Raw genomic sequence first — 26,935 nt, 5'->3', positions numbered from 1 at the left:
ATTAAAGGATTGCATTATTGGCATTATTACAATTGAAAATTCTAAGATATGTAGCCAATATGACCAATATTTTAAGACTATGTTAATTAAGTGCTAAAGCTGACTATTTCTAGGTCTGTTACTTCTTTTAACCCCAAACATTTAGTACTATTGTTTATCGACTAAATTTACTTTTAATCGATAATACGCTTTTAACTGTTCCCCCAACGAAAGCCTCAATTGTACAGCTAAAAATTGTATGATTTATAATCTTATTAGTGAAAAATCTTAACCTAGAACACATGGGAAAGAACCTATTATTGGTGGGCTACAATTATTACCCAGAACTTACAGGTATTGGCAAGTACAGTAGCGAAATGATAAATTGGTTGGCAGAACACGACTACGACTGCGAAGTAATAACAACCTATCCATACTACCCTTATTGGAGCGTTCAAGAACCCTATCGTAAAAAAAGATTTTGGTATAGTACCGAGATTCAAAAAGTTGGTGATAAAAAAATAAAAGTACATCGTTGCCCCATGTATGTGCCTAAAAAACCCTCGGGGCTCAAAAGAATGCTGTTAGATATATCCTTCTTTATTTCGGCTTTTTTAATGATTCTCGTTTTACTACCCAAAAGAAAATTCGACTATATACTTACTGTAGCACCTTCTTTTCAAGTAGGACTACTGGGTTATTTTTATAAGAAAGTAAGGAAGGCTAAACATATTTACCATATTCAAGATTTACAAATTGAAATGGCTAAGGATTTAAAAATGATTAAATCTCCAAAAGTGTTAAATGCGCTTTTTAAATTGGAGAATTTTATTATGAAAAATTCCGATACCGTAAGTAGTATCTCGAAAAAAATGGTGGATAAGGTTCAAAAAAAATCTCAGAAAGATGTGGTATTATTTCCGAACTGGAGCGATACTACAAACTTCTACCCTTTACCCGACCGCAACAAACTAAAAGAAGATTTTGGCTTTAACCCAGAAGACAAAATTATTTTATACTCCGGTGGTATGGGTGAAAAACAAGGTTTGGATGCCATTTTGTTTGCCGCGCAAGAACATGGGCAGTATCAATTTATCTTCTGTGGAACTGGGCCATATAAAATACAATTACAGAAAATTGCGAAGAAAATGGAATTGGAAAATGTTCATTTCTTTCCGTTACAACCGCATGAAAGTTTTAATTCGTTTTTGAACATGGCCGACCTGCACTTGGTGGTACAGAAAAATGTTGCTAGCGATTTGGTAATGCCTTCGAAATTAAACACTATTCTCTCCGTTGGCGGACTTGCTTTGGTTACTGCCAATAAATCTACAGGACTGCATAATCTTGTAAAGCAAAACAAAATGGGAATTCTAGTAGATGCAGAAAACCAAAATGCTTTAAATCAAGGAATTAATCGTGCTTTCTCTAAGAACGGTGAAGAAACTAGAATGACAAGAAATGCTAGAATTTATGCAGAAACACATTTATCACTTAACAAAGTGATGAAGAATTTTGAGGACTCTGCATTAAAAAATAGTTAGAAACTATTTAGCACTAAACTTACCGTTGTCACTTAACAACAATACCATATTTGTAAAAGGACTTTCTACAGTAATGTTCCATCCGAATTTATGCTGCTCAAATACCGGTGTTAGCTGCTTCCCATCAATTTCGAATTCAGTTTCTATTTGTTGTTTTAATTCCGCACCAATAACCGACTCTTTATTTGACCAAAGCTTTCGTGCCAATGCATACAAATGCCTTTTAATTTTGTCATCCTCAGGAATTTCAAAAGTCTCCGTAGCACCTTCTGCAAAAAACACATAACCCCAATGTTCCGGTTCGTGCATATTTATTACTCCTTGTGGCGACCATACCCAATTGTATTCGCGCTCGAATTTGCCCGCCGCATTTTTCTTTCTCGAATAACGCCCATCGACTAAATCGAAATCCCAATTCACTCGTGAAAAATTAATACGCCAAAACTCATTTACAGGCACTTCGTTCTTATCACTTGCTTCTAAAAGTGCTTTCCAAGGCATTGCAATTTCTACTTGCCACCCTTTATCGGTATCTCCCGAATTATTTAAAGTACCATTAATATGTACTGCAGATTTTAATCCGGCGATATCCCAACCATCAATAACCTTAGGACCATTGCGATAGGGCTTTGTCAACCATAAATCCCACACCGTATTTAGGGCATTCATTTCAAATTCCATATAATTATGGGTATCCCCATTGGGGTCTAAAAACACCTCGAAATCGTTATTATAGAATATTACCGTATCGCGTTCTTTTAATGTTCCCCATACATGCGGTTCTTCCATTTCCACATAAAAATAAAGGTTGGCATCATCCCAAGACATTTTCATGCGTGTGTCGTATTTTGGTTGCTTCTCCCCTTCTATATCGGTAAAATTCATGGTCCAGGCAGCTGCTTTCCAAGTCGTTTCCGTTGCTTTTCCATCGATAACAATTTCATCATTCGCCTTTTGCGCACGATAACTTCTTGGCAAATCTTGTGCTTTAATTTCAGCGCTACCTAATTGTAAGGTTATGACCAGTAAAAAGACAAAGCAACTTGAAAATCTCGTTTTATGCATGCTAATATTTTAGATAAATATAGATAGAAATGCTATAAAGGTTGAGACAAATAATTACGTTTATCTTTGCGCCAAATAAAAATCTATGGAGTTCCTCTTAAAACCATGGCCCTGGTATGTTTCTGGTCCATTAATATCTTTAGTAATGCTATTGCTTATCTACTTTGGTAAGACTTTTGGCATGTCATCTAATCTTAGAACATTATGCACCATCGGAGGTGCTGGAAAATATTCCGATTTTTTTCGCTTCGATTGGAAAGCTCAAAAATGGAACTTAACGGTTGTTTTAGGTGCTATAATTGGTGGGTATATCGCCGTAACTTTTCTTTCTGATGGTAGTGCCATTGATTTGAGTTCAGCTACGATAACCGATTTACAAGCACTCGGATTTTCGAATATTGGTGAAACTATTTTACCGCAAGAGATATACGGACTCGATAATGTATTTACCTTAAAAGGAATTTCAATTCTAATAATTGCTGGATTTTTGGTTGGATTTGGAACGCGCTATGCCGGTGGTTGTACCTCTGGACACGCTATTACTGGATTAAGTAATTTACAGCTACCTTCTTTAATTGCCGTAATCGGATTTTTTATCGGTGGTTTACTAATGACACACCTTCTTTTACCCCTTATCTTTTAATTATGAAGTTTTTAAAATTTTTACTCGTTGGTATCTTCTTCGGAATAGTACTCGTTAAATCGGAAGCTGTTTCGTGGTACCGGATTTTTGAAATGTTTAAATTTCAATCGTTTCACATGTATGGTATTATCGGTTCTGCCGTAGTACTAGGTATTATTTTTATCTGGGCACTTAAAAAATTCAATATCAAAAGCATTGAAGGAAACACTATTAATGTTCCTCCTAAAGCCAAAAGTGTTGCTCGTTACATTATTGGAGGAACCATTTTTGGATTGGGTTGGGCCTTAGCTGGTGCTTGCCCTGGACCTATGTATATACTTTTAGGAACAGGAGTTTATAGCATGATAATAGTTATTGCTGCAGCAACTTTAGGCACATTTGTGTACGGACTTATCCGAAACAAGCTGCCGCATTAAATAGGGCCTTGTAATTAGCGTATTTCCAAGATTCGTAAGTACTATTGATATACACGTATATAGTCGACTTCCATAGTGTCTTCTGTAAATGCGCCATCTACTACACCACCCAATGTGCCGCCCATAGCAATATTCATAATGAAGAAAAAGTCCTCATTAAAAGGTGTGCCCGCTGTATTCATTAAACTGTTGTGAATAACCATATCGTCTACAACGAACTTAATACTCTCAGGAGTCCACTCAACCGTATAGTTATGAAACTCTGTAGTTGCTGTACTAGTTGTAGTGGTGCCTACTACCGCAGTACCACCAAAGTTTCCTGGGTAATGTAGCGCACTTGAAACAACATTATTATTATTTCCTACGTGTTCCATAATATCTATTTCACCACAAGCAGGCCATCCAACGGTATCGAAATTAGCACCCAAGGCCCATAGAGCTGGCCATGTACCTCCTGCAGAAGGCAGTTTTGCGCGTACCTCAACACGACCATAGGTAAACTCATATAGATTTTCAGATTTTATTCGGGCAGAAGTATAACTTCCCGCTGGTGATTTACCAAAGTCGAAGAAAATTACAAACCTATCGTAAGTAAAGGCCGGAGCACCACTAAAATCAAAGGTTAATTCTTCCCACGCCCCTGCAACTGAAGTTGTTGCATCTACCTCATGACTTTCATCACTATTAGCCGAATTTTCTAATTTCACTTTTACGATAACATCCGCTTCTGGAGACCAAGCCTTAAGTTTTATATCTGAAAAAGTATTTAAATCTACAGGTGCTGACAAATCGAAATAAGATCCTGCCCAAGTTTCTGCTCCAATAGGTTTTGTAAATTCTGCCACCATTGTGGAAGTATTCATTCCAGAGGCATCTGGGTTATTCGCAGTAATCGTTGCTGCACCACCAAAATCTGAAAAAGTCTGAGAAGCACCTTCAAAGTCCTGTAAAGACTCTGATGTAGTAGTGCCTTCTAGTGAAACATCATCGAAATAATATACACTAGGCTCACCACCTTCTGATATTGCTGTTATTTTTAATACACCCTCTTCTACCCTAACATTTTCAGCATTATCGGTATAGGTCTGCGACTCGCTATTACCCCATCCTCCAGCACCGAGATCATAACCCCAATTTGCTGGATTTGGTGCACCATCAACATCAAATTCATCAGACCAAACGAGATTTGTATAGCTTGTTTCGAGTACTTCATCCCCGCCATTTATAGCCGGTTCTGAAGAAAACCGTAAGTACCACGCAAAATCGGCATTGGCACTATCATAAGTTCTTACGTACAACATATCTTCACTAATTGAAAGTATTTCATACGTTGAAGAGCCTACATAATAACTCATAAAACCTGAATCTGAAAAATCTAGTTGCATTCCTGTAGTTTCCGCAGTTGGAACATTACCCGAAACCGAAGACAAAGTAACCTCCTTAACTCCGGTAGCATCAAAATCGTAGCAGAAATCATCAGTTACCGTACCACCAACAACTTCTTTATGAGCTCCATTAAAAAATGTTTGCCCTTTATTATCTAACTCATACGATAGTGCACCATTACTTGCTACAGTGAACGTTAATTCATCATCACAAAAGCAATCGGAATCTCCACTTGCACATTTTTCAAAGGCTTGTGCAGAATACCATTTTGGATACCACCAGTCGCCATCTATTCCTTCTCTTGCAGGTCCAAGCCCTAAGTGTCCTGGTTGCGATGCTGCTAAATACCATGTTTTGGTAGTACCACTAGTTAGTAAGTTTATTACCTCCATGTCTTCAGCAGACAAAGTACTTACATTCACTACAATATCAAAAGTTTCTGAGATACTCGTATCACCAGTACCAAACGCTGTAATTTTTATGGTAAAAGTATTTTCACCTTCTTGACTGTAGACTTTAGCTACCTTACCATTAAGTGACTCTTTAGAAGTGCCATCACCAAAATCGAATACATAAGAAAAAGCATTTGTAGCAGTCGCCGTAAATGATACACTACCCGAACCATCATCACTAACATCTGTAGTAATGGCAAGATTAGATGGACCTACACTAGCGGTAGTTTTGTCATCGTCTGAACAACTAAAACTTATTAAAATTAAAGATAGAACTAGGGGGAAAAATTTGTTCATAATTGTAGCTTTGATATATTTTTTCATTTACATTATCAAAAATAAAATGTAAATGATTTCTAATGGAATCAAGCCAATATAAACAATATTGCAAAAAATTAACTACTTAATATGAATTTTCTCAGTATTTAAAAAAAATAATAATAAACTCACATTATCTCAGCACTTAAGCCAGCTTGAAGTAAGCGGCTGCAACGTGGTTTTAAGTCGTCGTATTCACCCGTCTTTACGGTGCATTTTCCTTTGTAATGTACAATTAGTGAGCACTGCTCTGCTTGTTCTGGTGAATGTTCACAAACATCTACCAGAGTATCTATGACGTGATCAAAAGTATTTACATCATCATTAAAGAGAACTATTTCGTTCTGTTTTACGGTTTCCTCTTCTACTAGAACTTCTTCTAGTATTCTTTCATTCGTGTCCATAAACATATTTTCAACTAATATATAAAATTCTAAAAAATAGTCTCTAAAATTTATATGAAATTACAAACTACCTGAAATTTAACACATTATAACATTATTTCTTCTTAAAAGAAGCTGCCACCCAATCGCCGTTTTTAATACTATTCTGAAAAACCATTCCCGATTCGATACATCTCTCTGTAAGCATTGGAATATCTTCAGCATAAAAACCACTTAGAAAGAGAGATCCTTCCGATTTAAGAACATTGGCGTAGGTTGGAATATCTTGTAGTAATATATTTCTATTGATATTAGCTAAAACAGTATCATACTTATCTACTGTAACTAACAAACTCGCATCGCCTTCGAATACTTTTATGTGCTTGCAATTATTGCGCTCTACATTTTCCAAGGCATTTAAATAACACCAATTATCAATATCAATTGCATCTACAACTGCAGCACCACGCATTTCTGCTAATATGGCCAAAACACCCGTACCACTGCCCATATCTAAAACAGACTTTTTACTAAAATCATTTTCCAGCACATAACGCAACATCATCTGCGTGGTTTCGTGATGCCCCGTTCCAAAACTCATTTTAGGTTCAATAACAATATCGTATTCAAAGTCTAATTTTTCGTGAAACGGTGCGCGAACCCTACATCTATTCTCCACTTGAATAGGCTCGAAATTTGATTCCCACGTTACATTCCAATTCTCTTGTTCTATTTCTTTTGATTCAAATAAAATTTGAAATTCTGGGTTTTCAAGAATGTCCACGCCTTCTAAAATATCTTCTGACCAGTCACTTTTCTGAATGTATGCCAGGAGTCCGTCTTCTTGCTCTACGAAACTTTCAAAGTTACGTTCACCAAGTTCAGCCATTAATATTTCTGCCCCAGGTTGCACTGGATTTATTCGAAAAGAATATTCTACGTAGTTAGAATTGGACACAGTTCGTTTTTATAAATTAAATAAGAAAAGTATTAACCAAAAAAAAACACCTTCTCAATACTTTAAGAAGGTGCTTTTTTTGGTTAATTATATTGCTTTTACGATAGCTATAAAGTCATCTGCATTTAAAGAAGCCCCGCCAATTAAACCACCATCAACATCAGGCTTTGAAAAAATTTCAGCTGCATTTGCTGGCTTTACACTACCACCATATAAAATGGTAACGTTATCAGCAATAGCCTCATCGTACTCGTTAGATATTGTCTTTCTGATGAAAGCGTGCATTTCTTGCGCTTGCTCTGGAGAAGCCGTTTCACCCGTACCTATTGCCCATACAGGCTCATAAGCCAATACAATATTTTTCCAAGCATCTGCCTTTAAATTAAAAAGGCCTTTTGTCAATTGATCCGCAACTATATTAAAATGATTTTCAGATTTTCTATCTTCCAATTCTTCACCAAAACAGAAAACTACACGAAGGTCTTTCTCTAAAGCAGCAATAACTTTTTTAGCCAACAGCTCATCCGTTTCTCCAAAAATAGATCTACGTTCTGAATGGCCTAAGATTACCGTATCTACGCCGATAGCTTTAAGCATATCTGCCGATACCTCACCAGTATAAGCTCCACTTTCTGCAAAATGCATGTTTTGTGCAATAGGCTCTATAACTGAAGATTCAAGCATTTTAAATGCTCTTGGTAGATTTACAAAACTCGGTGAAACCATTATCTCGGCATCTGTATCTGGTACTTTTGCTTCCAATTCTCCCAATAAGGTCTCCATCTCATGATAGGTCTTGTTCATCTTCCAATTACCTGCTACTATTTTACTTCTCATCTTTTTATATTTATTGTTCTCTGAAAACTCTTTTTTGCAAATAAACCAATTATTTATGAATTCGGATTATTCGAAAATTAATTCGTCTAAATCGTTATAATGTACTTTTTGTTTGATTGTTCCTTTTTCCAGAACCAATATCCCTGGATTACTTCTAACTATAGTTTTTAAAGTAGTTTCATCGGTATAATAAAAATCGAAATTTAATTGATATTGTTTCTTTACATCTAGTGTTTGCTCTGCATTAGAAGCCGACATCCCAATTACTTTATATCCATTTTTAATGGCCAAATCGGCTACCGCTTTTACTTCTGCGAATTCTTTTAAGGTGCTCTTTCTTAAATCGTATGCAATGACCATTACCAATTTTGGCTCTTGCAATAAGGTAGCTGCAAAGTCTTCGCCATTCTGTTCAACAGTAAAATCGTGAACGGGTGGCTCATAGCCTTTTTGAACTTCTGTAGTTTCTACATCAATAAACTCGCCATCTACCGATGGATAATCACCCTGCGTAACTATTATTTGCTCTTCTCCATTTACCTTAAATCGCCATGCATAATCAAAAATGGACTTTGGTGCATCCTCTGGCACGGTCATTCCTTCAGTAATATTCGCTCCTATTTTATACGGTCGAAAATCGATTACCGGTAAATGCTTAAGCACATAATTCGCATAGAGCGCACAAGCCAATATGGATACCACCATTACTATTCGTTCTAAATTGAAAGACAAAATTGGCTTTATATATTTCTTTCCGACAAATAATATTATAATTAATACTAATAGAATAACATCTTTACTAAAAGACTCCCATGGAGTTAATTTGATTGCATCACCAAAACAGCCACAATCGGTTACTTTATTAAAATAAGCTGAGTAAAAAGTAAGAAACGTAAAGAAGATTATCATTAATAATAAGCTCCATAAAGTAAATTTCGCACGATAACCTATCAATAGCATTACACCAAGCAATACCTCTACAATTACAACAATTATAGATAGGATTAAGGCATAGTCCATAAAAAATGGAAGATCCAATACACCCTGACTAAAATATTCTTCTAACTTAAATGAAAAACCAACAGGGTCGTTTAACTTAATGTACCCACTAATAATGAATAGAATGCCAACAACAATTCTAGAAAATGATACTATATATTTCATGCTTGTATTGAATTTTCCTCGAGATGAATCATCGCAAAAATAGCATAATTCACCATGTCTTGGTAATTGGCATCAATACCTTCACTAACTAGCGTTTTACCCTTGTTATCTTCTATTTGTTTTACGCGAAGTAATTTTTGAATAATTAAATCTGTAAGTGAACTCACACGCATATCACGCCAAGCCTCACCATAATCATGATTTTTATTTTGCATTAATTCTTTTGTAGCAGCAGCATGTTTATCGAATAAGGCTACCGCTTTTTCTGTAGTTAAATCTGGTTCTTCGGCCACACCCAATTCAATTTGGATAAGTGCCATTAAAGAATAATTAATAATTCCGATAAATTCCGATTGTTGGCCTTCATCAACCTTGTGAACTTCATTTTCCTGAAGTCCTCGTATTCTTTTTGCCTTTATAAAAATTTGATCGGTAAGCGAAGGAAGGCGTAAAATTCGCCATGCACTACCGTAATCTTTCATCTTTTTTTGGAACAGGTCTCTACAAGTCTTTATAACCAGATCATATTGTTCCGAAGTGTACTGCATCTACTATATAATTTTGCGTAAATTTCGCTTAAAATATTGGAAACATCAAGGCCACATGCCGATATAGCTGAAATGAGGTCTCAAAAGTCCAAATATAATTATTCAATGACCATTAATTGCAAGCAAAAACTCATTAATCTTAGTTCTCCTAAAGTAATGGGTATTTTAAACCTAACGCCAGATTCTTTTTATGATGGCGGCAAACACAATAATCAGAAGTCCGTATTGTTACATTGTGAAAAAATGATTACCGAAGGGGCTACCTTTTTAGATCTAGGTGCTTATAGTTCTAGGCCTGGTGCAGATGATATCTCTACAGATGAGGAATTAAAAAGGATGCTGCCTATTGTTGAACTGTTATGCAAAGAATTTCCAGAAACGCTTTTATCTATAGATACATTTAGAAGTAAAGTAGCTGAACAATGCTTAGAAATAGGTGCCGCACTTATTAATGATATATCTGCAGGATATTTGGATAATGATATGTTGAATATGGTGGCGAAATATCAAGTCCCCTATATTATGATGCACATGCGAGGAAACCCTAAAACCATGCGCGATCTTACCGATTACAAGGATATTATTATTGAAATGCGTAAATATTTTGCCGAGCGAATTAATGCTGCGCGAAACTTAGGAATTAATGATATTATCATTGATATGGGCTTTGGATTTTCAAAAACTAGAGCTCAGAATTTCGAAATATTAAATAATTTAGAACTATTTAATACTTTCGAGTTGCCTATTCTAGCTGGACTAAGCCGTAAATCGATGATTTTTAAAGCGCTACATACAAATGCTGCAGCTGCCCTTAATGGCACGACAGCTCTAAATATGTTAGCTTTAGATAAAGGTGCCAAAATTTTGCGTGTACACGATGTAAAAGAGGCAATGGAATGTGTTCATTTATATGAAGAGCTAAATGGTATAACAGAATAAGCCCTTTTTTTTCTAATTTTACAAAAACACTACGGATTGGATTTTCTGAATTTTATCGATTTTAAGATAACCGACTTCATCGACATTATTCTGGTCGCTATCTTACTTTACTACATCTACAAATTGGTTCGCGGTTCGGTTGCAATCAATATTTTTATTGGAATTGTTATCGTTTGGGGTTTCTGGAAATTGACAGAATTATTAGGCATGCAAATGATTAGTAGCCTTGTTGGTCAATTTATGCAGGTAGGACTTATTGCACTAATCATTGTTTTTCAACAAGAAATAAGAAAGTTCTTATTGATGATTGGCTCAACAAACTTTTCTAACAAACGCAACTTCGTAAAACACTTTAAATTCTTAAGACCAGAAGAAGGCTTAGCTAGTAATCTAAATTTAAGTGGATTATTAAACGCATGTGAACGCATGAGTGAATCTAGAACAGGGGCTTTACTTGTTATAGAGCGTGCTAATTCACTTGAATTCGTAAAAACCTCAGGTGATCAAATGAATATTGAAGTTACGCAACCAATTATCGAAAGTATTTTTTATAAAAATAGTCCGTTACACGACGGTGCAGCTATTATTGAAGATAATTACATTGTTGCAACGCGAGTGGTACTACCAGTAGGTAATGATCGTAAAATTCCATTAAAATATGGTTTACGCCATAGAGCAGCCTTAAGTATAACTGAAAAAACGGATGCCCTGGCTATTGTGGTTAGCGAAGAAACTGGGAAAATATCTTACGTTAAAAATGGTGAATTTGTACACTACAAAGACATGGAAAATTTAGAGGAAATCATAAAAGAAGATTTAGTATAAGATTGTACAATGAACTGTAAAAATTGCCAAAATTCATTGGAAGCAACTAATAATTTCTGTCCTATTTGTGGAGCGAAAGTAATTCGCAATCGATTGTCTTTTAAAAATCTTACCACAGATTTCACTAGTCGATTTCTGAATGTAAACAATACAATCTTTCAGACTTTTTTACATCTATTTACAAAACCTGATGTGGTTATTAAGGGATATATAGATGGCGTTCGAAAGAAATACGTTAATCCTATTAGTTACTTTGCTTTTTCGATTATTCTATCTGGATTAATGTTCTTTGTTTTAAAAAAAGTTTACAAATTAACATTAATGGATTCGTACCTTATTAGTGGCGGATCTAAAGCAGATGTTATTTTCGATTATCAAGGACTAATGACTTACGTAAGTCTTCCCATTTTTGCATTTATTTCATGGCTCATATTTATTGACAAAAGGAAATACAACTTTACGGAACATGTAGTTATAAATATGTATATCGTTGCGCACTACGCAATAGTACAATTTGTAATTTATCTAGTCGTATTGGGGTTGTTTAATGTTGGATTTACCACTTTTACTAATTTTGCGGCTGCGGTAATTTTGTTTTATACACTTTACGTATTTAAAAAATTACACCAATTAAATTTTAAACAAATTGCATTACGTGGATTACTGTACATTCCCTTATATTTTACTGGAACTACGATTGCCACTATACCTTTTATAATCTACTTATTTTATACAGGCCAGTTGGAATTGCCAGATTTAGCTCCAAAACCATAGCACTATTAAGCTACTTCATCAGCCAAAAATTGAGCTTCGTATAGGTTTCTGTAGTAACCACCTTTATCTAATAACTCTTGATGTGTTCCAGTTTCAACAACCAAACCAGCATCCATCACCAAGATTTTATCTGCCTTTTTAATCGTTGCCAAACGGTGTGCAATAATTATTGACGTACGTCCTTCTGTAATTTTTTCGGTAGCACTTTGTATCAGTTGTTCCGAATAGGTATCTACAGAAGATGTTGCTTCATCCAATACCAGTATACTTGGATTACTAACATATGCACGCAGAAAAGCAATTAACTGACGCTGACCACTACTTAACATAGTACCCCTTTCCTTTACATTGTATTGATAACCGCCTGGTAAACTAGAAATAAACTCGTGCACCCCAATTTGTTTTGCAGCAGCTTCTATTTCAGCTAAACTTATATTCTTATTCTTTAATGAAATATTATTAGCAATGGTATCCGCAAAAAGAAAAACATCTTGTAAAACAACTGCAATTCGCCCTCGTAAAGAGGCTAAACGATAATCATCTATATCCACATCATCAACTAGAATACTTCCTGAATCAATTTCATAAAAACGATTTAACAAGTTGATAATTGTTGATTTTCCAGCACCTGTTGCACCAACAATTGCAACAGTTTCACCAGCTTTTACCTCAAATGAAATTCCATGAAGTACTTCTTCATTTTCAACATAACTAAAATGAACATCAGTGAATTTAATATCACCTTTTACCTCCTCTTTCGTTACCGTACCTATATCATCGATACGGCTTTCTGTATCTAAAATATCAAACACTCTATTTGCTGCTACCATTCCCATTTGCAACGTATTAAACTTATCTGCAATCTGGCGCAGCGGTCTAAACAACATATTTATCAAAAAGAAAAAAGTAATTATAGTACCTGCATATTCCTTATTTAACTCATCAACACTTTGCAGAATGCCAAACCATACAACAAGTCCAATAGCCAAAGCATTTACAATCTCAGCAATCGGAAAAAATATAGAGTTATACCAAACTGTTTTAAGCCATGCATTTTGATGTTTCTCATTGATTTCTCTAAACTTCTCTTTTTCAATTTCTTCGCGTGTAAATAGCTGTACTATTTTCATACCAGTAATTCTTTCTTGTACAAAAGAATTTAAATTAGAAACCTGAGCGCGAACTTCTTTAAAAGCTACCTTCATTGCTTTTTGAAAAACTCGGGTGGCATATAAAATTACTGGAAGCAATCCGAAAACGATAAGTGCCAAGCGCCAATTCAACCACAACATAACACCCGCAGCTGCTAGCATTTTCAATAAATCGGCTGCAATCACAAAGAAACCCTGACTAAAAATTTCACCAATGCGTTGCATATCTGCTACCGCCCTAGTAACTAAAACTCCTAAAGATGAAGAATCAAAATATTTCATTTTAAAACCAAGCATCTTCTTAAAAAGTGAAATACGAACATCCTTAATTACCGATTCACCCAACCAATTGGCGTAGTAGTTAAATCCCAATTGCGCTATTACCTCAGCCAATAAAAAACCGAACATCATCAAGGTTAATTTTAATAACATTGATGCATCTTTTGTTTTAATTCCTTGATTGACAATATCACCTGCAAAAACAGCCGTTAAAATGGCAAATACAGAAATTAATACTGCGGCAATTGCCACAAACCAAAACGTTAATCTATACTGTTTTGTAAGTGCTACTAGCCTTTTAAAAAGTCCAAAATCAAATGCATTACCCGTTTTATCGTTACTCATTAAACGTTAGCTCTTTATTATTTCGTGAGGATATTTTATTGCCAACAAATATAAGCCTTTTGCAGGCACTGAAACGCCAGCTTTAGACCTGTCTTTACTTTCTAAGATAGTTTTAACATCTTCTAATGTCCATTTCGCCATACCTACTTCTATTAGGGTACCGACAATTGCGCGCACCATATTTCTTAAAAAACGATTTGCTGTAATTGTAAAGACCAATCGATCATCTATTAGTTGCCATTCCGCTTTTTTAATAGCACATAAAAAAGTGTGCACTTCTGTTTTAGATTTTGAAAAACACTCAAAATCGGAATAAGTTATTAAAAGTGCTGCAGCAGCATTCATCTTGTCAACATCAAGTGTTCTATTTAAATAATATGCAGTGTCTAAATAAAACGGATTTTTCTTTTGAATCAACCAATACTCATAGGTTCTTTCGGTAGCATTAAAACGCGCATGTGCTTCTGCAGGGACTTCAAAAATGCTTTTTACCGCGATATCTTCAGGTAAAAAAGAATTTAATCGAAATACTAAATCTTCTGTATTTTCTAATTGTTCGTTATCAAAATGTGCATACATCTGCTTGGCATGTACACCGGCATCTGTTCTACCCGCTGCTACTAAAGCTATTTCATTACCCATTATTGTATTCAGCGCTTTTTCCAACATCTGTTGCACCGTAATGGCATTGGGTTGAATTTGCCAGCCGTGATAGGCTTTTCCGAAGTATGAAAACTCAATAAAATATCTCAAATCGATTCTTTAGCTTTGTACCACAAAGATAATCAAGTTATGAGTTAAGAATGACCAAAATACTACTACTCTCAGATACACACAGCCATATTGACGAAAAGATTTTAAAGTATGCCGCGCAAGCAGATGAAATTTGGCATGCTGGTGATATTGGTTCACTAAAAGTTACCGATGCTTTACAAAAAATTAAGCCCCTTAGAGCCGTGCATGGTAATATAGACGACCATATTATTCAAAAAGAGTTCCCACTAAACAATCGATTCTATTGTGAAAAGGTCGATGTTCTACTAACGCATATTGGTGGCTACCCTCCAAAATACAACGAAAGAACGCGAAATGAAATTAAAGAGAATCCACCTAAATTATTCATCTGTGGGCATTCGCATATTCTAAAAGTAATGCGTGATAAAAAACTAGATGTTTTACACATGAACCCCGGAGCATGTGGTAAACATGGGTTTCACCAAGTACGTACTATGCTACGTTTCGAAATTGACGGTGCCAACATTAAGAATTTAGAAGTTATAGAACTTGGCAAACGCGGATAAAAAAAATCCGATAAAATAACGTTGTTATTTTATCGGATTTTCGTCCCCACAATTTCACTAACAATAGTGAAAACTGTATTATTTACTAAGCTGACTGTTTAATCTTCGCGTTTGACTTTGACGATAACGTAAAATGTCTAAATAACGAAGTGCTTCACTATTTCTATAGTCAGAATATGATTTAGAAGCAAACTCTACAGCTTTATCTAAATCTCCATTAATTTCATTACTTATTGCCATATTGTAATAAGCTCTACCAGCTACTTTCTCGTCAGAATTATCTAATTCACTTTCCCATAACTGAGCAGCCCCATCCCAATCTCCTGTTTGAGCTCTTCTTTTGGCCACAACAAAATTATCAGTTCCTTTCACAAAATAATTACGTGTTACCCTTCTCTTATAAGGTCTTATTCTTCTAGCATATGCATTACCAATATTCTTACTATGCTCAACTACTGCCTCTTTTCTATTGATAACCGTTTTTACTGCTTCTATTGGATTTATTCCTTTACCAACTCCAACAACATATTCATTAAAATTATACTCATCTAAAATAAGTTTACTCTGCGGATCGTAAACCCTCCAGCCATTTTTAATATGCGTTCTTAAAGTTACCTCGTGTCCTGGAATTGGAAGTTTAACACCAAGACTGTTAGGGTACTGAATAGTAGTTTGCTTATAATCTACCTTTGTATCTGTATCGTAATAAGCCAAAGAGAATATTACATCAACTGCATACTTTTCACAAAGCGCTTCTACCTGAGTCCATGTTAAAGTAGCTGGTAATACTCCAAGTCCTTTTTGCAATTCAGGTTCATTTTCAATTTGAACAATATTTGAAAATCTACCTTCTGCAATTAACTCTTCTTGTAAAGCAATGGCTGCGGCTTCTGCACCATGTTTATCCAAATTTTTCCCTTCAACAGATAATATTTTATCTATTTGATCAATAGTCTTATGCCCTTCTGAGGGTAGACTCCGATTAATAATACCAATATTTTGAACATCACCAGCAATGGTTACAGGTGCGGGCTCAATAGCATTCATTGTTAATTGATTGGTTGACACACATGATCCTAAAAAAGATAAGGAACACACAGTAACGACTAAATAAAGTAGGTTTTTCATTGTTAAGTTTGGTTAAACCTATAATTCAAAAATTATAGATAAGATTATGGGTGAATATTAAAACTCAAAAATTGGTAAGATATTGTACTTCAGACACTTCAATACATGCAAAAACCCTGATGTTTCCATCAGGGTTTCTTCGCACTAATACTACTAAGATGTTTGGTTTAACGTAAACGATCAACGGATTTTACAAGATCCTCATCCTTTTTGATGGCTCTATTGGCTAGAACCAGAAAAACGATAGAAACAATAGGAATAAGCATCCCAATACCCTTCTCAGAAATGTTACTTTCTCCGGATAAATTTAGCGACCGGTAAACGAAAAATCCCAGTAAAAAAAGATTCAATATCATATTCAACCTGTTAACCACAAATTGATTTTTTCTGTTTTTATAAAGTACAATGGCAATAATAGCCAATATGGAAGAAATAATAAATGCGATTAATATATAAAGTTCATTTTGTGCAAATACTTCATTTCCATTCACATCTGTCCAAAGACTAATCAACAAGGGCAATACTGCACCTAAAAGGCACACTATTATTAAAAATACCGTCTGAATTCTTTGAATCATCGTCTTAAAACTGTTTCGAATGGCAAAAATACGTGTCTTTTTAAAAAATATCGACTAATTATTTAAAATAATTCGTATCATTGTGTCGTTATTAGTTGTAGTACTTACCTATCGGGAGTTCAATCCCAATCGTTACCCAAATAACAAAAAACTTCATAACTTCTTATTTAGTATAATTTATTTACCAACTTCATGTTTGAAATTTCAGATTTAAAAGCTAAAAAGCTGCCTGAATTACAGGAAATAGCAAAAGGGCTGAATGTTCCAAAATTCAAAACCTTAAAAAAATTAGATTTAGTTTATCAAATTCTAGATCTACAAGCCGCCAACCCTAAAGCTGCTGCAGAAATATTGCCAGCAGAGAAAAAGGAGGAGCAAAAACCTCGTCCTAGACGAGTTGTTAAACCGGCACAAAACAAAAAACCTAGAGTGGTTAAAGAAACTCCAGAGGTTAAAAAACCAGAAAGTACTGCTACCGGAAAAGAAAAAGTAGACAATATAAGTACCCCAACCGAAACTACAGAAAGTAAAAGGCAACAGCCAAATAGGCCAAACCCAAGGAAGGATACTCAGAAAAACAATCAGCACCAAAAAAATAACAAGAATCAAAGACACCAAAATCAAAAACAACCTCACGACAAGAGTAATTTTGACAAGGAGCTGAAAAATAGATATAAACAGCCTGAATTTGAATTCGATAGTATTATTGAAAGCGAAGGTGTTTTAGATATTATGCAAGACGGCTACGGCTTTCTTAGATCATCTGATTATAACTATTTATCTTCTCCTGATGATATCTATGTTTCGCAATCTCAAATTCGACTTTTCGGATTAAAAAATGGAGACACTGTATTAGGTAATGTTCGCCCACCAAAAGAAGGTGAGAAATATTTTCCACTTATTAAAGTGAATAAGATAAACGGAATTGACCCTCAGATTGTCCGTGATCGTGTTGCTTTCGAGCATTTGACTCCATTATTTCCTGATGAGAAATTCAAACTAGCAGAACGCCAAAGTTCTATTTCTACAAGAATTATCGATTTGTTTTCTCCGATTGGAAAAGGACAAAGAGGTATGATTGTTTCGCAACCTAAGACGGGTAAAACAATGCTCTTGAAAGACATTGCAAATGGTATTGCTGCTAACCACCCTGAAGTTTATCAAATTATACTTTTAATAGATGAACGCCCTGAAGAGGTTACTGATATGCAACGTAATGTGCAAGGTGAAGTAATTGCTTCTACTTTTGACAAAGAACCATCCGAACATGTACGTATTGCAAATATTGTTTTAGAAAAAGCAAAACGCTTGGTTGAATGTGGTCATGATGTTGTGATTTTACTAGATTCAATTACTCGTTTAGCAAGAGCTTATAATACTGTACAACCAGCTTCTGGTAAAGTTTTAAGTGGTGGTGTAGATGCTAACGCTTTAAACAAACCTAAACGTTTCTTTGGAGCTGCTCGTAATATAGAAGGTGGTGGATCACTTTCGATTATCGCAACAGCACTTACTGAAACTGGTTCTAAAATGGACGAAGTAATATTTGAAGAATTCAAAGGTACAGGTAACATGGAACTACAATTGGATCGTAAGATATCTAACCGTAGAATCTTCCCTGCAATTGATCTTACTTCTTCTAGTACACGTAGAGACGATTTACTTTTAGATAAAGACACTATACAACGTATGTGGATTATGCGCAAGTATCTTGCAGATATGAACCCTGTGGAAGCCATGGAGTTTATAGAACAACGTTTCAAACAAACGAAAAACAATGAAGAGTTTTTATTGACAATGAATCAATAAACTTTTCTGATTTAAATATTAAAAATCCAATGATTAATTTCATTGGATTTTTTTATACTCGAAACCCTATTCATCGATTATCATTAAAATAATTACCCTTTACATGGATTAAATACTATTTTAGTAAACAAACTTGTTCCCCTCTAGCGTATAAGCTTACTAACACATAAAACTTACACTATGGTGAACACAAAAAGTACCCGCTCCTCATTACTCTTACTACTCGCTATTTGTTTTTTATTTTTCAATTGTAAGGACAAAAATGTCAAAGCTCCTATTGACGAAAATGCTCTTGAAGAGGTAACCGTTAAAAGGCCCGATGAAATTATTGAAATAGGTCAAGCCCATAAACAATATCTTTCCTATGAAAAACGTAGGGTAGATTTAATTCAGCGCTACGAAGACTCTGTAGATGGCCAACGTAAAGGATTTAAACATGAAGCACCCACGAATAATGAAAAGGATCCCAATGGAAATCGTTTTGATGTTGCCAGATATGTTTATTGGGATTATGAAACCATAAAAAATTACCTTAACTATATAGAAAAAGAAGCTGCTGCTGCCAATGTGGATATTTCAACACTACGATTTTGTTTTACTAATAATCCACCAGAAAATAAATCGGCTATACATCCGAGACAAAATTCTATAATAATTACGCCTACTATAAATGAAAATAATAGAGAGTACATTTTCGCAATAGATGATAGTGATATTAAGAATATTAAACCACAATTGCTTACCGATGATTTTGTTCCATTAGATGGCACTATAAAGGGCAATGGTCAAACTAATAATAATCTGGATAAAAAGTCATATGCATCGTTTTTGCCAAATGCTAGTACAAACAACGCCTCAGTGAACCCTGCGCCTGTTTTTGCCGCTAGAAGTGTTTCTATGAACAAAGGAAATAGTGCTCCACCACCTTATTAAAACATAGTCATATTGGAGGTAATAGATATTTTAAAAAGCAACTTTTTCATAGTATTGTATGCCATTACGTGGGTATTGTCTATTCTAAAATTACCAAAGTATTTTGATTCCACATTAAAGTATTTTTCAATTATTATAGGCTATACAATGTGTACTGAAATTTTAGGGGCATTAATATATAACATACCTGATTTCACCTTATTTTCTGAAGAAAAATATGCCTCGTATACCGTTCTAATTTACAATATATATGATCTAATTTTCTTTTCGTTTTTCTTCTATGTGTATTGGAAATCAATTAATAAAAACAACTTAAAAAGAATAATTAAGTATGGCGCTTTTGTATTTCTAATTTGCCTAGTGCTAAATGCTTTACTTATTAATCCAACGGTATTTGAGCTATGGTATGCCTATGTAGTTGGATCACTTGTTTTAATCTTTTCATGTACAGCGTATTTGTATATGATATGGCAGCAAAATAGATTTAAAGATTCTCCGACAAATTTACTTTTCTGGATAAGTATTGGCCTAATAGTTTTTCATTTAGGATACACTCCAATTACTGTTTTTAAGAACACAAACTTATCCATCACTATTGGCGAATATGAAATGCTTAGAACAATGCATATCGGCTTAATAGTTTTAATGTATGTTAGTTTTATTGTAGGATTTTTAAAAATGAAACGATACAAACTCTAATGATATACAACAAAAAAGCCTCAACGAAAACGTTGAGGCTTTTTTTAAATAGTTTTAGTAAGCTTATAAAGCAGCAATATGCTTAGATAATTTACTTTTTAAGTTAGCAGCTTTATTAGCATGAATCACATTGCGTTTTGCAAGTCTATCTATCATACTAGAAACTTCAGGAAACATTTTCTCTGCATCCTCTTTCTTCTCAGTACCACGTAATTTCTTAATAGCATTACGTGTAGTTTTGTGCTGATATCTATTACGTAAACGCACAGTTTCGTTTCTACGAATTCTCTTTAATGCTGATTTGTGATTTGCCATTCTGCTTTAACTAAATTTATTATACTCTTTTCGAGTGTTTGTAGTCCGTAGGGGAATCGAACCCCTGTTACCAGGATGAAAACCTGGCGTCCTAACCCCTAGACGAACGGACCATTATTTGCGCAATTGCGGATGCAAAAATACAATTATTTTTTACTATCACAACTACTTCGCAAAAAAATTAATAAGCTTTTGCAAAAAAGACTCTTTTACTCGATGGTTTACCCGTCACCATACACACTCCTTCTTCCTCTTTAACATCTAAAGGAATGCAGCGTATAGTGGCTTTTGTCTCTGTTTGTATGCGATCTTCGGTCTCATTTGTACCATCCCAATGAGCAGAAATAAATCCACCTTTTTCTTCTAAAACTTTTTTAAATTCTTCATAAGAATTTACTTCAGTAATATTTTCTGTTCGAAAATCGAAAGCTTTTTTATAAATATTCTTCTGAATATCGTCTAGTAAAAACTCTATTTTATTAATAACCTCATCGGCAGCTACTGTTTCTTTTTCTAAGGTATCTCTTCGAGCAACCTCAAAGGTTCCATTATCCATGTCACGCTGCCCTATGGCTAGCCTTACCGGCACTCCCTTTAATTCATATTCATTGAATTTAAATCCAGGTTTGTGAGTATCTCGATTATCAAATTTTACAGAAATACCTTTCGCTCGCAATTCCTTTACAAGTGGTGCCACTTTATCAGAAATAGCATCCAACTGTTCTAAACCTCTATAAATTGGAACAATTACGACTTGTATAGGTGCCAACTTAGGAGGTAATACAAGTCCGTTATCATCACTATGTGTCATGATTAAGGCCCCCATAAGTCTGGTAGAGACTCCCCATGAAGTAGCCCAAACATGTTCTTTTTTCCCTTCTTTATTAGCGAATTTCACATCAAAAGCTTTGGCAAAATTTTGACCTAAGAAATGTGAGGTACCTGCTTGTAGTGCCTTACCATCTTGCATCAATGCTTCTATACAATAGGTTTCAACTGCACCAGCAAAACGCTCACTCTCCGTCTTAACACCTTGTATAACAGGCATTGCCATGTGATTTTCTGCGAAATCTGCGTAGATTCCTAACATCAATTCAGCTTCTTCAATAGCTTCCTTTTCAGTTGCATGAGCCGTATGACCTTCTTGCCATAAAAACTCAGCTGTTCTTAAAAACAGTCGCGTTCGCATTTCCCAACGTACAACATTGGCCCACTGATTAATTAAAAGTGGCAAATCTCGATACGATTGTATCCATCTACGATAGGTATCCCAAATAATAGTCTCCGAAGTTGGTCTAACAATTAGCTCTTCTTCTAGTTTCGCCTCTGGATCTACAATTATGCCGTCTCCATTTTCATCGTTTTTTAGTCGATAATGTGTAACTACAGCACATTCTTTAGCGAATCCTTCTACATGACTTGCTTCTTTGCTTAAATATGATTTCGGGATAAAAAGCGGGAAATAGGCATTTTCATGTCCCGTTTCCTTAAACATTTTATCTAATGCAGCTTGCATTTTTTCCCAAATAGCAAACCCGTAAGGCTTAATGACCATACAGCCACGAACCCCCGAATTTTCGGCTAAATCAGCTTTTACAACTAATTCATTATACCATTTGGAATAGTCTTCTTCTCGTTTGGTTAAATTTTTACTCATTAACAGTACTTTGGCACAAAACTTGTGCTATTGATAGAAAATAGTTGGGTAAAACTAGTTATTTTTAGTATGTTCAACAATAAATTCTACAGCTATGATTAATTCTCTACCCCTGAAAAAATTTCGTGCTATCACCCTTATGGGTTTAGTGGGCGTTTTATTTGCATCCTGTGGGTCATACCAACAAGCTACGTATTATGATAATGATGGTATTTACGCAGATAACGCTGACCGACCTGTTAGAACTGAAAAGCAACCACAAAATCAACAAAAACCAGTAGAAGAAAATAATGTTTATTCGGATTATTTTGCCTTGCAATCTAGTCAGTATGAAGATGTTAATGACGGTGAGATTTTTACGGATATAGATTCTTACTCAAGTATAGAAAACGATAGTATTTCGGGAGGTGATTTAACCGACTACTACAATAATGAAAACGATTATGCATCTTACGGTGGTTGGGGAGATAACACAACTAGCGTAAATGTTAATATATATGATAATAGTTGGGGTTACGGTTGGAGCTCACCTTGGTTATGGAATGGCTTCGGATATGGTGGATATGGCTGGGGAGGCTATGGATATGGCTGGAACCGTTGGAATAGATGGAACAATTTTGGCTGGGGTGGATATTACGGCTACGGCGGCTATGGTTATGGTTGGGCTGGTACATGGTGCCCTCCTTTTGGTTATTACAACGGTTACAACAATTACTATTACGGAAGAAATAGATACAACAATAGTTATGGCAGAGCTTATGCCTATAATAATAGTAGACGAGGAATTTATAGAAATACAAATTCTATAGTTGGAAAATCGACGGCACTTCGTGGACGTTCTAACGCCACTACCGCTAGAGGAAACACATCTAGATACAGAACGTCTTCACGTTCAACGGCTGGAAGAAATGTGGCAACTAGAAGCTCTAGAACTAGTAGTGCTACGAGAAGGAATGTAGGTGTGGATCAAAATCGCAACTACAGAACTAGTAGAACTACACGAGCAACACCACGTTATAATTCAAGCTCTAGAAGCAGTCGAACGTATAATAGAAGTTCTAGCCCTAGAAGCACAACGTCTAGAAGTTCTACTGCAACACGTAGTAGAAGCACTACACCGAGAAGTTCTACGTATAGAAGCTCTGGAACTAGAAGCAGCGGAAGCTATAATAGATCAAGTGGTAGCAGCAGCAGAAGTTCTGGAAGCTACAGAAGTTCTGGTAGCTCAAGCAGGTCTTCATCAGCAACTAGGTCTTCTTCATCGTCTGGTACAAGCAGATCCTCAGGCTCTAGAAGTAGCAGCAGCAGAAGAAATTAAACTTGATTTAAACTAATTCTAGAACGATTTTAAATATTTCCCAATGAAAAGATATTTAACTTTCATCACAATATTTATATGTGCAATTGGTAGTGCCCAGAATATTTCTGATGTATTACGATATAGCAATGAAAACCTACAAGGATCAGCTCGCTTTCAAGCTATGGGTGGCGCGTTTGGAGCATTAGGAGGCGATTTATCTGCCTTAAATGTAAACCCGGCTGGATCTGCAGTTTTTAATAACAGCCTGTTTGGTATATCTGCCACCAATTACAACAGAAAAAATGATGCTTCATATTTTGATGGTAAAACCAACTCCAAACTAAATTCGCTAGAATTTAATCAGATTGGTGGGGTTTTAGTTTTTAAATCAAAAAATGAATCTCCATGGAAAAAATTAACGCTTGCCATTAATTATGACCTTGCTGAGAATTATGATAATGAAACCTTTGTAAGAGGCAACAGCTCAGAAGGTATAGATAATTATTTCTTAGATTATGCACAGGGAGCTCCATTTTCATCAATTCTATTGCAAGATGGTGAATACCTAGAAGATGCTTATTTAGATATTGGTGCGCAGCAAGGTTTTGCTGACCAGCAAGCTTTTTTAGGATATTATGGTGGTATAATTAATCCTGTGGATGAGGATGACAATAATACAGCTTATACAAGTAATTCAGACTATAGCACAGTAAATCAAGAGTTTACTAGAAGCACAAGTGGTTACAATAGTAAATTTGTAGTGAACGGTGCAACCCAATTTGGTGAAAACCTATATTTTGGGGCTTCTTTAAACTTTCATACGATTGTTTATACCCAATACGATGAATTTACAGAAAGAGGTTATAGCGCCGGCTCACCCAACGATTTCACAACCTTCGACAACTACTTAAGCACGGAAGGCAATGGATTTTCATTTAGTTTAGGAGCGATTGGTAAAGTTAATGACCTTATTCGTTTAGGTGCGAGCTACCAGTCACCGACATGGTACCGCTTAACAGATGATTTCTCTCAACGTATAAATTCAACAGATGCAGATGATGAGATTGATTATATCAATTTTGATATTGTAAACCTTTTTGAAGCTTATAAAATTAAAACACCTGGTAAATTAACTGGAAGCTTAGCATTCGTATTTGGTAAAAATGGTCTATTAAGCTTAGATTATGGATATCAAGATATGTCTAGTGCTATTTTAAAACCTGATTCAGATCCTGCATTTGCTACGGTTAATAATGATATTGCAAATACTCTTGGTACTGTTTCTACAATTAAACTAGGAGGAGAATATAGAATACAGAGATTTAGTTTACGTGCTGGTTACCGATATGAGCAAAGTCCTTTTGAAAATGGAAACACAATTGGTGATTTAAATGGATATTCGGGCGGTCTTGGTATCAATTTTAGAAAAAGTAGACTTGATATCGCTTTGAATCGCACAGAACAAGAAGTGAATGAAAGCTTGTTTAATACTGGAATAACTACCCCTGCAACAATAGATAGAATAAATACAAATGTTTCTTTAGGATATACTATAAACTTCTAGAAGCAAAAAAATATACAATAAAAAAGGGCTAGTTTTCACTAGCCCTTTTTTATTATCGTTTTAAGGTAAAATGTGTTTGAACTGTTCTCGCAACCACCACTGTATCATCGGTACGTTCGTATTCCAGTCGAAACCAATAATCTGTTGAAGGCATACGCGCTCCATTATAAGTACCGTCCCAATCAGCATTTACAGCTAATTGCTCTAAGAGTTTGCCGTAGCGATCAAAAATATATACTGATGGATTAATTAGCTCCTCTATACCTTTTACATTCCAGGTATCATTTGCTCCATCACCATTAGGTGTAAAGAATTTTGGATACCCGACAACCAAAAACTCAATAGGCTCGGTAATACCACATCCATTTTTATCATTTATAACAACTGTATTTACTCCAGGAGGAATATCATTAAATATTGGATTATCTTGAAATTCACCATCATTAATAGCATATTCATAATCGCTATTACCATCAACAATAATTTCAACACTATAAACATCGTGAATATCACTAGCAATTAAATCATCTATAACCCGAACTTCATCTAAAATTGGTTCTCCATGAAAAGTTATTAAAATCCCGCCATCATCCGCTACCGTTGGTGGCGTACCTGATGCTGTTGTAATCTCCGCAAAATATCTTCCTGTATTCGGACTAGCAACTACGTATTCTGCTCCAAAAGTACCGGTACCCGCCAAAGTGGCATCAACAGTACCGTCATCATCATAATCTACTGTCCATTCTACAGTAGCAATATCTGCTCCGGCAGGTGAATTTAAAGCACTTAAGGTAATATCTGGATCTCCTTCGCAAGCAACAATATCCAATCCTAAAAACTCATCACGCAGCGTACAATCTAACGCAGTATCTTGATCCGAATCAACAGAGCTACCTGTAAATGTCAACATAAAAGGTTCTGCCTCGTCATCAAAATTGGTATTGAAATTATTGATTAGGATATAATATATTTCGCCCGGCTCAACCTCTAAAAACTCATCGTAGGTATTTTGACTCTGTGTAACATTAGGTGCACCTTCTTGTCCATTTTCTGGGTTTATACCCAGCCCAGTGAAATTTGTATTGTTTACTTCATAATTACATCGAATAGGAATTGCTGTACCGTTACTAATATCACCACAATCTACATCTGGCCCATAAACAGCAAAATCCCATTCAGCTGTAGGAGTGCTACCACTAATTGGAATTGATTCGATATCGAAACCTACTTGCCCACCTGTTCCTGCTCTAAAAACGTACCATGAAGTATTATGCTCTATGTTCGCATTAACGAGACTTCCTTTTTCTAAACAACCGGTTTCGGTAATAACCTCAGGGTCAAAATCATCAATATCGCCACCACCATCTGCCATACCCATAATTGGAGCATCAGCACAAACAGGGATTGCACTTCTACAATCTGGCGAATTTGGAGCGGTTTGCCCTCTCATGTCCAATGAAAATAATAGACACGCGCACAAGGCACTAAGTAGGATACGCATAAATGTGGGGCTATTAATGAATCGAAAGCCATGAACGATTGCAATCTTTGTTATTATTTTTAGATTTTAGCAACATTCAAATACGACTCAAAAAAATTAAAACACTCATAACCCGTAGGTTGTGTTGAGTACTCTTTTCAAAAC

General features: G+C 35.4%; 26 protein-coding genes and 1 tRNA gene. 12 read left to right on the top strand and 15 right to left on the bottom strand.

Annotated features, from left to right (window positions below):
* The first annotated feature begins 281 nt into the window (after window positions 1-281).
* Window positions 282-1,523 (top strand): WcaI family glycosyltransferase, encoded by a 1,242-nt coding sequence (locus tag UH7x_RS13080; RefSeq protein ID WP_482360369.1) that lies wholly within the window; start codon window positions 282-284, stop codon window positions 1,521-1,523.
* A 3-nt stretch (window positions 1,524-1,526) separates the two neighbouring features.
* Here the strand turns inward: UH7x_RS13080 and UH7x_RS13075 are convergent, their stop codons facing one another.
* A complete protein-coding gene (locus tag UH7x_RS13075) occupies window positions 1,527-2,588 on the bottom strand; it encodes a carbohydrate-binding family 9-like protein (RefSeq protein WP_482360368.1) in 1,062 nt (353 codons plus the stop codon).
* Between the two features lie 85 nt (window positions 2,589-2,673).
* On the opposite strand from UH7x_RS13075, the gene UH7x_RS13070 reads away from it, so the two are divergent.
* On the top strand, window positions 2,674-3,231 hold the full coding sequence (locus UH7x_RS13070; protein ID WP_482360367.1) for a YeeE/YedE family protein: 558 nt from the start codon (window positions 2,674-2,676) through the stop codon (window positions 3,229-3,231).
* Window positions 3,232-3,233: 2 nt separating this feature from the next.
* A complete protein-coding gene (locus UH7x_RS13065; protein ID WP_482360366.1) occupies window positions 3,234-3,647 on the top strand; it encodes a DUF6691 family protein in 414 nt (137 codons plus the stop codon).
* 41 nt (window positions 3,648-3,688) lie between these two features.
* Here UH7x_RS13065 and UH7x_RS13060 read toward each other — a convergent pair whose 3' ends face one another.
* The 6 genes from UH7x_RS13060 to UH7x_RS13035 all read right to left on the bottom strand — a co-directional run bounded on the left by UH7x_RS13060 (window position 3,689) and on the right by UH7x_RS13035 (window position 9,693).
* Complete coding sequence (locus UH7x_RS13060) at window positions 3,689-5,782, bottom strand: glycoside hydrolase family 16 protein (protein ID WP_482360365.1); 2,094 nt, start codon at window positions 5,780-5,782, stop codon at window positions 3,689-3,691.
* 149 nt (window positions 5,783-5,931) lie between these two features.
* Window positions 5,932-6,207 carry an ATP-dependent Clp protease adaptor ClpS gene (locus tag UH7x_RS13055; RefSeq protein WP_482360364.1) on the bottom strand — a complete coding sequence of 92 codons (276 nt, stop codon included), beginning with the start codon at window positions 6,205-6,207 and terminating at the stop codon, window positions 5,932-5,934.
* 94 nt (window positions 6,208-6,301) lie between these two features.
* Window positions 6,302-7,144: a 50S ribosomal protein L11 methyltransferase gene (prmA, locus tag UH7x_RS13050; protein WP_482360363.1), complete on the bottom strand. Its 843-nt coding sequence runs from the start codon at window positions 7,142-7,144 to the stop codon at window positions 6,302-6,304.
* An 87-nt stretch (window positions 7,145-7,231) separates the two neighbouring features.
* Complete coding sequence (gene tpiA, locus UH7x_RS13045; protein WP_482360362.1) at window positions 7,232-7,981, bottom strand: triose-phosphate isomerase; 750 nt, start codon at window positions 7,979-7,981, stop codon at window positions 7,232-7,234.
* Window positions 7,982-8,047: 66 nt separating this feature from the next.
* Complete coding sequence (locus UH7x_RS13040; RefSeq protein ID WP_482360361.1) at window positions 8,048-9,145, bottom strand: BT_3928 family protein; 1,098 nt, start codon at window positions 9,143-9,145, stop codon at window positions 8,048-8,050.
* Entirely contained in the window at window positions 9,142-9,693 is a 552-nt protein-coding gene (locus UH7x_RS13035) for a DUF1599 domain-containing protein (protein ID WP_482360360.1), read from the bottom strand. Before UH7x_RS13035 ends, UH7x_RS13040 begins: the two co-directional genes overlap by 4 nt.
* Before the next feature lie 105 nt (window positions 9,694-9,798).
* On the opposite strand from UH7x_RS13035, the gene folP reads away from it, so the two are divergent.
* The 3 genes from folP to UH7x_RS13020 are packed head-to-tail and all read left to right on the top strand — an operon-like array spanning window position 9,799 to window position 12,231.
* Window positions 9,799-10,632 carry a dihydropteroate synthase gene (folP, locus tag UH7x_RS13030; protein ID WP_482363605.1) on the top strand — a complete coding sequence of 278 codons (834 nt, stop codon included), beginning with the start codon at window positions 9,799-9,801 and terminating at the stop codon, window positions 10,630-10,632.
* A 36-nt stretch (window positions 10,633-10,668) separates the two neighbouring features.
* Complete coding sequence (locus UH7x_RS13025; RefSeq protein ID WP_482360359.1) at window positions 10,669-11,457, top strand: diadenylate cyclase; 789 nt, start codon at window positions 10,669-10,671, stop codon at window positions 11,455-11,457.
* A 9-nt stretch (window positions 11,458-11,466) separates the two neighbouring features.
* Window positions 11,467-12,231 (top strand): DUF3667 domain-containing protein, encoded by a 765-nt coding sequence (locus tag UH7x_RS13020; RefSeq protein WP_482360358.1) that lies wholly within the window; start codon window positions 11,467-11,469, stop codon window positions 12,229-12,231.
* A gap of 5 nt (window positions 12,232-12,236) precedes the next feature.
* On the opposite strand, the gene UH7x_RS13015 is transcribed toward UH7x_RS13020, so the two are convergent.
* Window positions 12,237-14,006: an ABC transporter ATP-binding protein gene (locus UH7x_RS13015; RefSeq protein ID WP_482360357.1), complete on the bottom strand. Its 1,770-nt coding sequence runs from the start codon at window positions 14,004-14,006 to the stop codon at window positions 12,237-12,239.
* 6 nt (window positions 14,007-14,012) lie between these two features.
* Window positions 14,013-14,759, bottom strand: coding sequence for a tRNA pseudouridine(38-40) synthase TruA (gene truA, locus UH7x_RS13010; RefSeq protein WP_482360356.1), 747 nt, complete (start codon window positions 14,757-14,759; stop codon window positions 14,013-14,015).
* 50 nt (window positions 14,760-14,809) lie between these two features.
* On the opposite strand from truA, the gene UH7x_RS13005 reads away from it, so the two are divergent.
* Window positions 14,810-15,307, top strand: coding sequence for a metallophosphoesterase family protein (locus UH7x_RS13005; protein WP_482360355.1), 498 nt, complete (start codon window positions 14,810-14,812; stop codon window positions 15,305-15,307).
* 78 nt (window positions 15,308-15,385) lie between these two features.
* On the opposite strand, the gene UH7x_RS13000 is transcribed toward UH7x_RS13005, so the two are convergent.
* Both UH7x_RS13000 and UH7x_RS12995 read right to left on the bottom strand, forming a co-directional pair.
* Window positions 15,386-16,435, bottom strand: coding sequence for a DUF6340 family protein (locus UH7x_RS13000; protein WP_482360354.1), 1,050 nt, complete (start codon window positions 16,433-16,435; stop codon window positions 15,386-15,388).
* Window positions 16,436-16,602: 167 nt separating this feature from the next.
* Window positions 16,603-17,013: a DUF4293 domain-containing protein gene (locus tag UH7x_RS12995; RefSeq protein WP_482360353.1), complete on the bottom strand. Its 411-nt coding sequence runs from the start codon at window positions 17,011-17,013 to the stop codon at window positions 16,603-16,605.
* 192 nt (window positions 17,014-17,205) lie between these two features.
* Between UH7x_RS12995 and rho the strand changes: the two genes are divergently transcribed.
* From rho to UH7x_RS12980, 3 genes are all read left to right on the top strand, one after another.
* A complete protein-coding gene (gene rho / locus UH7x_RS12990) occupies window positions 17,206-18,822 on the top strand; it encodes a transcription termination factor Rho (RefSeq protein ID WP_482360352.1) in 1,617 nt (538 codons plus the stop codon).
* 180 nt (window positions 18,823-19,002) lie between these two features.
* The gene (locus tag UH7x_RS12985) at window positions 19,003-19,755 is read left to right on the top strand and encodes a hypothetical protein (protein WP_482360351.1); all 753 of its coding nucleotides are present in this window, start codon (window positions 19,003-19,005) and stop codon (window positions 19,753-19,755) included.
* A 12-nt stretch (window positions 19,756-19,767) separates the two neighbouring features.
* Entirely contained in the window at window positions 19,768-20,454 is a 687-nt protein-coding gene (locus UH7x_RS12980) for a hypothetical protein (RefSeq protein WP_482360350.1), read from the top strand.
* Between the two features lie 63 nt (window positions 20,455-20,517).
* Here UH7x_RS12980 and rpsT read toward each other — a convergent pair whose 3' ends face one another.
* The 3 genes from rpsT to proS all read right to left on the bottom strand — a co-directional run bounded on the left by rpsT (window position 20,518) and on the right by proS (window position 22,426).
* Window positions 20,518-20,769, bottom strand: coding sequence for a 30S ribosomal protein S20 (gene rpsT, locus UH7x_RS12975; protein ID WP_348153578.1), 252 nt, complete (start codon window positions 20,767-20,769; stop codon window positions 20,518-20,520).
* A gap of 41 nt (window positions 20,770-20,810) precedes the next feature.
* Window positions 20,811-20,882 (bottom strand) — tRNA-Glu (locus UH7x_RS12970).
* A gap of 68 nt (window positions 20,883-20,950) precedes the next feature.
* On the bottom strand, window positions 20,951-22,426 hold the full coding sequence (gene proS, locus UH7x_RS12965) for a proline--tRNA ligase (RefSeq protein WP_482360349.1): 1,476 nt from the start codon (window positions 22,424-22,426) through the stop codon (window positions 20,951-20,953).
* A gap of 94 nt (window positions 22,427-22,520) precedes the next feature.
* Between proS and UH7x_RS12960 the strand changes: the two genes are divergently transcribed.
* Both UH7x_RS12960 and UH7x_RS12955 read left to right on the top strand, forming a co-directional pair.
* Entirely contained in the window at window positions 22,521-23,744 is a 1,224-nt protein-coding gene (locus UH7x_RS12960) for a hypothetical protein (protein WP_482360348.1), read from the top strand.
* Between the two features lie 43 nt (window positions 23,745-23,787).
* Window positions 23,788-25,290, top strand: coding sequence for an OmpP1/FadL family transporter (locus UH7x_RS12955; RefSeq protein ID WP_482360347.1), 1,503 nt, complete (start codon window positions 23,788-23,790; stop codon window positions 25,288-25,290).
* Window positions 25,291-25,342: 52 nt separating this feature from the next.
* Here UH7x_RS12955 and UH7x_RS12950 read toward each other — a convergent pair whose 3' ends face one another.
* Entirely contained in the window at window positions 25,343-26,740 is a 1,398-nt protein-coding gene (locus UH7x_RS12950; RefSeq protein ID WP_482360346.1) for a T9SS type B sorting domain-containing protein, read from the bottom strand.
* Window positions 26,741-26,935: the final 195 nt, after the last annotated feature.

It is taken from the genome of Aurantibacter sp. UH7, assembly GCF_056839165.1.
The sequence above is the reverse complement of the archived record's forward strand: the minus strand, read 5'-3'. Positions and strand labels throughout refer to the sequence as shown.